This window comes from Neobacillus terrisolis, assembly GCF_051233475.1.
Lineage (GTDB): Bacteria > Bacillota > Bacilli > Bacillales > Cytobacillaceae > Bacillus_BU.
In genome coordinates, this window is record NZ_JBKFGH010000012.1 from 1 (window position 1) to 6,738 (window position 6,738).

A 6,738-nucleotide genomic window follows, 5' to 3' on the forward strand; every position below is an offset into this window, starting at 1 on the left:
ATTACTTCTTAAAATATTTCGCTAAGCCTTGGAAGATGCCGTTGGCAGCTTGTTCCTGAAATTGATCGGTTTGAATTAACGATTCTTCGGTAGGGTTACTTAAGTAACCTAATTCCAACAGGACAGCGCTTTGTTTGTTTTCACGCAAAACATGATAATCACCATGCCGTACGCCGCGATCTTTTAGATTCGTATATTGGACGATTCCTGAATGCAAGGAAGAGGCTAACGCTTTTTGGTAAGAATGGTAATAAAAGCTTGTTGTTCCTCTTACGTTTTTTTCGGAAATACTGTCATAATGGATGCTGATAAACGCGTCCGCTCCATAATAATGGCTCATGCGCACTCTTGAATTCAGTGACTGAAATGTATCATTAGTGCGAGTTAGAATGACATTTGCTCCAGCTGCTTTTAGTTTATTCCGGAGAAGTAACGCTGTTTTGATTGTGATGTTTTTTTCTGCAGTACCTCTGAATCCGGAGGTTCCGTTATCTTTTCCACCGTGACCAGGGTCGATGACAATCGTTTTATTTTTTAAATGAATCTCAGATCCGGGCTTTTCCACTTGCTGACCTAAATTACTTGCATTTACTACCCAGCCGGCAACATAGGCTAAATCACCGCTTTTAAGGCGGATTTCATACCAGTCATTTGTCAGTTTGACCGCCTCGAACGTTTCGCCTTTGTTTGCTCTTTGGACGACTTCCGATTGTGCAGATGGTTTTTTTCTAATGTTTGTCCCATTATAAAGAATTTCAATGGAACCATTTTTAATTTCTGAATCAGCAGGTGCCGCCTCAGATTTTTGGATAAACCATGAGGCTGCCCAACCGTACTTGCCTGATTTATATTCAATTTTCATCCAATTATTGACTTCTGTTAAAATCGGGAATTGCTCCCCTTTGTAAACTTGTGCAATGATGCTTCCATTCAATGAGCCTTCATCTCGAACATATAGAGTGGAGGCGGTTACGGTTCCCGTTAATGCCTCTTTTTTAGAGCTTGGTTGCTTTTCCTTATCTGAAGTGTTTCCCTGGCCGGTCACTTTGACAAACTCGCTATTGATCCAACCGCTATTACCGGAGAATGAAATCTTAAGCCAATCCCCGTTTATGTCTGTTATTTCACCACTGTCTCCCATATTTAACGAACCGATTATCTGATAGCTTGTCCCAGGTCCGGAACGCACCCGCAAACCGTCAGTCGTAATAGAAATGATCGTTCCTTTTTGCAGCTTTTCAGTAGTAGAACTTTTTTTCTCACTATATGTAACGAGCCAGTTGGCCACCCAGCCTTTTTGCTTGTTATCCAGTTCAATTTGGATCCAATCCCCGTTTGTTTTTATGACGGTAAACTGTTCCCCTTGATTGACTTGGCCAATTTTTGAATAGCTTAAGCCAGGGCCTTCCCGGACATTTGTTTGATTCGAATTAATGATAATGGTACTGCCGTTCGCTTTTGTCTCTTGGAATGACTGAAGTACAGTTAGGAAGAGAACGAAGATGAAGACCCATATCATGTGCTTTTTATCTCTCAAGCAGCACCCTCCTTTCAGACATACATTCATTTTAACGGACATTTTTGGTAAAATCATTCCTTTTTTATATTCATTTTATGAAAATAACATTTAGATGAAACATTTTTGCCACGCCTGGAAAGAATAGAAACAACAAATCTATGCAAAGGGTGAGCAAAATGAGGTTTAGCAGCAAGGGAATGTCGGCAATCGAGGGAGAAAACCAATTGTTTGGAGTAGATTTTCATGATTTTATTCAGAAAGAGCAGCAATCAACTATGTTCGAATTAGCTTCTGAATATGGTCTTTCTCTAGGGGATGTAAAGAAACTTAAAAAGCAATTAGAACGATCCTGAGGATTATGTATTGACAATCCTGTTAATGCTCCGTATGATTATATAGATAAAATGACTATATAAACTGAACCATTGATCGAGAAAAGTAGTCAAGATCCACATGATCAGAGAAGAAATGCCCAGGCTGAAAGCATTTCTGCATGATGACTTGGTGAAAGAACACTCAGGAGGTTTCACTCTGAAAAGGACATTCTCGTCCCTTACTAGGAGTTGAACGTGTACAGGCGTTATCTGTTTGAGCGGGAGCTGTGTATTATGCTCCAACTAGGGTGGTACCACGGGATAAATACATAACTCTCGTCCCTTTGTTAGTTGATAACAAGGGACGAGGGTTTTTTTATTTTTTTACATAAATTTGCAAATTTAAATATGATTCCACGTTGGTTAAGGAGGATTAATTATAATGTCAATTCAAATACCGAGAGGAACGCAGGATATTCTCCCAGGACAAGTGGAGAAGTGGCAGCTGATCGAGAAAAAAGCAAGAGAACTGTGTGAAAAATACCAGTATCGGGAGATTCGCACGCCAATTTTTGAACATACTGAATTGTTTCATCGCAGTGTTGGCGATACAACGGATATTGTTCAAAAGGAAATGTATGAGTTTAAAGATCGTGGTGGACGCAGTGTTACTCTTCGTCCGGAAGGGACAGCATCAACCGTAAGATCCTATGTTGAAAATAAAATGTTTGGCTATGCCACTCAGCCTGTCAAATTGTTTTATATGGGACCGATGTTCCGTTACGAAAGACCTCAAGCAGGCCGATTCCGCCAGTTCGTCCAGTTTGGTATCGAAGCGTTAGGCAGCTCGGATCCGGCAATTGATGCTGAGGTTATCTCACTGGCAATCACTTTGTACAAAGAACTAGGCTTGAAAAAATTAAAGCTGGTGATTAACAGCCTTGGTGATAAAGAGAGCCGAAACGCACACCGTGAAGCGTTGATTAAACATTTTGAGCCGCGTATCGGCGAGTTTTGTTCCGATTGTCAAAATCGTTTAGCAAAAAATCCGATGAGAATTCTAGATTGTAAACAAGACCGCAATCATGAGCTGATGCAAACTGCTCCATCGATTATTGAATATTTAAATGATGAATCACGCCGTTATTTTGAAAAAGTTCAACAATATTTAACGGCACTTGATGTTCAATTTGAAGTGGATCCTAATTTGGTTCGTGGCTTGGACTATTACAATCATACTGCGTTTGAAATCATGAGTGATGCCGAAGGGTTTGGAGCGATTACTACGTTATGCGGTGGTGGCCGCTATAATGGACTTGTCGAGGAAATCGGTGGACCGGAAACACCTGGAATCGGTTTTGCGATGAGTATTGAAAGATTTCTAGCTGCTCTTGATGCTGAAGGAGTGGAGCTGCCAATCGATGAAGGAATCGATTGTTACTTAGTGGCTCTAGGCGATGAGGCTAAGGATTATACCGTTTCCTTACTGCACAAGCTTCGTTTAGCCGGGTTTAAAGCAGAACGAGATTATTTGGATCGCAAAATAAAAACCCAATTTAAAGCGGCAGACCGTCTTCAGGCTCAATTCGTAGCCGTTTTAGGAGACGATGAACTTAAAGTAAATAAAATAAATGTTAAAAATATGAGCACCGGGGAACAAACGGAAGTCGAGCTAGACACATTTATCGAAACATTTAAAGGGTTTTGTCATCACGCTTAAGCGCATTGCTAAAAGAGCGTAACCGTATCGAAATAAACATCAAAAAAGCTTAGCGCGTATGCTTTTACTAATAGAGGAGGATTTTTATGTTTGGAAGAACATATTTCTGTGGAGAAGTTACAGAATCAGCAATTGGAGAAAAAGTAACCCTTAAAGGCTGGGTGGGAAAACGACGTGATTTAGGTGGAGTTATTTTTATTGACCTTCGCGATCGTACTGGAATTGTTCAAATTGTATTTAATCAGGATGTTTCAAGCGAAGCTTTGGCTATTGCAGAAAAGGTCCGTTCAGAATATGTCCTTGATATTAAAGGGACAGTTATGGCTAGAGAGGCTAGTACTGTAAATGAAAATTTGAAAACCGGTAAAATCGAGGTTTTAGTAGAAGAAATCACGATTATTAATGAGGCAAAAACACCTCCGTTCCAAATTGAGGACAAAACAGAAGTTTCTGAGGACTTACGTCTTAAATATCGCTATTTAGATATGCGCCGTCCGGTTATGTTTGAAACGTTCAAAATGCGTCACCAAGTGACAAAAGCGATTCGTGATTATTTAGATGGCGAAGGCTTCCTTGATATTGAAACACCGATTTTGACAAAAAGCACACCTGAAGGGGCTCGTGACTATTTAGTGCCAAGTCGTGTTCATCCTGGTGAGTTCTATGCGTTGCCACAATCCCCTCAAATTTTTAAGCAATTGCTAATGGTGGGCGGAGTAGAACGTTATTATCAAATTGCCCGCTGCTTCCGTGATGAAGACTTGCGCGCAGACCGTCAGCCGGAATTCACTCAAGTCGATATTGAAACGAGCTTTTTAAGTCAAGATGATATCATCTCGCTTACTGAGAAGATGATGGCTAAAGTGATGAAAGAAGTAAAAGGAATTGAAATTCAGCTTCCATTACCACGCATGTCATACGATGAAGCAATGAGCCGTTTTGGATCAGACAAGCCAGATACCCGTTTTGGGCTTGAATTAACAGATCTGTCCGAAATTCTAAAGGATTCAGGTTTTAAAGTATTCTCTGGTCCGATTGCCTCCGGTGGACAAGTAAAGGCGTTAAACGTAAAAGGCGGTGCAGACCGTTATTCTCGAAAGGATATCGATCATTTAACAGAGTTCGTTGCTGTTTACGGTGCTAAAGGTTTAGCTTGGGTGAAAGCAGAAGAGGACGGATTAAAAGGACCGATTTCAAAATTTTTATCAGAAGAAGAACTGAAACAAATCTGGGCTGCACTTGATGTCCAAATCGGCGATTTGCTCTTGTTTGTAGCTGACAATAAAAAGGTTGTTGCTGATTCTTTAGGTGCACTGCGTTTGAAATTGGGTAAGGAATTAGAACTGATCGATCAAAGTTTATTTAATTTCTTATGGGTGACAGATTGGCCGCTTTTAGAGTACTCAGAGGAAGATGGCCGCTATTATAGTGCTCATCATCCATTTACAATGCCTTTCCGTGAAGATTTAGATTTACTCGAAACGGATCCTGGTAAAGTTCGAGCTCAAGCATATGATATTGTTTTAAATGGTTATGAGCTTGGTGGTGGATCACTTCGTATTTTTGAACGCCCAATTCAAGAAAAAATGTTCAGTGTCCTTGGATTTACAGAAGAAGAAGCAAGAGAACAATTTGGTTTCTTACTTGATGCGTTTGAATACGGAACGCCTCCTCATGGCGGAATTGCCTTAGGGTTAGACCGACTTGTTATGCTTTTGGCAGGCAGTACGAATCTTCGTGATACGATTGCTTTCCCGAAAACAGCCAGTGCAAGCTGTCTATTAACGGAAGCTCCGTCTCCGGTCAGCAAAACTCAGTTAAGAGAGCTTTATTTAAATTCTACAGCTAATTTGGACAAGTAATTGCCATGTCTGATTTCTTGAATGATTAGCCCTTTTATGATACTATCTAGGTAACAGAAAGAGTCCTGATGTGTTAGTTGCATTAGCAGATGTTTTGACCTAACATTTTTACCTTGGGAGTTTGGAGTTTTCAAGTTGCGTTCATGCCTCGTTCGTCGGGGACCTACATAGGCTTGGAACAGAACACCCACCTGCAGAGAGCAGGATCAAAACGAAGCAATTCGGCGACGGCACGATTGGGACTCTTTCACTACATAACTTAAAAACTCCATGTTATTCATGGAGTTTTTTCATGGATTAATATATTAATTCCCATCGAAATACTTGTTTTTAATCAGAAGTATTATATAATCATAATCGGGTAAAAGATAAGAGATGGAATAAAACAAAAATAGAGTTTGTTTTTGGAGTGATCTTTGATGCTACATCAGTTTTCAAGAAATGAGCTGGCTATTGGTAAAGAAGGGCTGGCAATCATGAAGGGCAGTACCGTTGCGGTGCTTGGAATTGGCGGTGTTGGTTCTTTCGCAGCAGAAGCGTTGGCACGCTCCGGTGTCGGCCGTCTGATCCTTGTTGATAAAGATAATGTCGATATAACGAATGTGAACCGGCAGGTAATTGCTTTATTATCCACCGTTGGAAAACCGAAAGCCGATTTAATGAAAGAGCGAATTAAGGATATTAATCCTGACTGCGAAGTAATCGCCCTTAAAATGTTTTATACAGAAGAAACGTACGAACAATTTTTTAACTATGGACTCGATTTTGTCGTAGATGCATCTGATACGATTATGTATAAAATTCATTTGATGAAAGAATGTTTAAAACGGAATATCCCGATCATTTCTAGTATGGGTGCCGCCAATAAAATGGATCCCACTCGTTTTCAGATCGCCGATATTTCGAAAACACATACCGACCCGATTGCTAAGGTGATCCGGACACGCCTGCGGAAAGAAGGAATTAGAAAAGGAATTCCTGTTGTTTTTTCGGATGAAAGCCCAATTGTCATTCGTGAGGAAGTGCGCAAAGAAGTTGGAAATGACCAGTCTGAGATTCGTAAAGCACAAATGCCTCCATCTTCCAATGCCTTCGTCCCTTCGGTTGCAGGGTTAATCATGGCGAGTTATGTAGTCCGCCAGCTATTAGCAGATATAAAAATCACGCGTGTTAAGGATGAAAAATAGCATGAAACAAAAGCCTTCGATTTAGTTCGTTGGCTTTTTTGTTGTGCGCCCGGCATGGGTGCAGTCTATAGGGTGTAAGTCCCGAGCCACGAAGGCAGTTGTAGTGGTTAGCTTAACGCAAGGGTGTCCATGGTGA

General features: G+C 40.7%; 5 protein-coding genes, 1 other RNA gene and 1 other annotated feature. Of the genes, 5 read left to right on the forward strand and 1 reads right to left on the reverse strand.

The features are described 5' to 3' along the window. Position 1: 1 nt before the first annotated feature. Entirely contained in the window at positions 2-1,537 is a 1,536-nt protein-coding gene (locus tag ACI48O_RS08535; RefSeq protein ID WP_435561343.1) for an SH3 domain-containing protein, read from the reverse strand. 158 nt (positions 1,538-1,695) lie between these two features. On the opposite strand from ACI48O_RS08535, the gene ACI48O_RS08540 reads away from it, so the two are divergent. From ACI48O_RS08540 to ACI48O_RS08560, 5 genes are all read left to right on the forward strand, one after another. Continuing rightward, positions 1,696-1,872, forward strand: coding sequence for a hypothetical protein (locus tag ACI48O_RS08540; RefSeq protein WP_435561344.1), 177 nt, complete (start codon positions 1,696-1,698; stop codon positions 1,870-1,872). Between the two features lie 63 nt (positions 1,873-1,935). Further along, positions 1,936-2,180 (forward strand) — a binding site (T-box leader). Positions 2,181-2,275: 95 nt separating this feature from the next. Beyond that, positions 2,276-3,553 (forward strand): histidine--tRNA ligase, encoded by a 1,278-nt coding sequence (gene hisS / locus ACI48O_RS08545; RefSeq protein WP_435561345.1) that lies wholly within the window; start codon positions 2,276-2,278, stop codon positions 3,551-3,553. 86 nt (positions 3,554-3,639) lie between these two features. Then, positions 3,640-5,415, forward strand: a complete 1,776-nt coding sequence (gene aspS, locus ACI48O_RS08550; protein WP_435561346.1) for an aspartate--tRNA ligase — start codon at positions 3,640-3,642, stop codon at positions 5,413-5,415. Positions 5,416-5,474: 59 nt separating this feature from the next. Next, a non-coding RNA gene (gene ssrS, locus ACI48O_RS08555) (6S RNA) lies at positions 5,475-5,662 on the forward strand. A gap of 172 nt (positions 5,663-5,834) precedes the next feature. Continuing rightward, positions 5,835-6,602, forward strand: a complete 768-nt coding sequence (locus ACI48O_RS08560) for a tRNA threonylcarbamoyladenosine dehydratase (RefSeq protein WP_435561347.1) — start codon at positions 5,835-5,837, stop codon at positions 6,600-6,602. Positions 6,603-6,738 lie beyond the last annotated feature (136 nt).

Coding starts and splice junctions, on each gene's coding strand:
- hisS (WP_435561345.1), top strand. CDS start 2,276: ATGTCAATTCAAATACCGAGAGGAACGCAGGATATTCTCCCAGGACAA.
- aspS (WP_435561346.1), top strand. CDS start 3,640: ATGTTTGGAAGAACATATTTCTGTGGAGAAGTTACAGAATCAGCAATT.
- ACI48O_RS08560 (WP_435561347.1), top strand. CDS start 5,835: ATGCTACATCAGTTTTCAAGAAATGAGCTGGCTATTGGTAAAGAAGGG.
- ACI48O_RS08540 (WP_435561344.1), top strand. CDS start 1,696: ATGAGGTTTAGCAGCAAGGGAATGTCGGCAATCGAGGGAGAAAACCAA.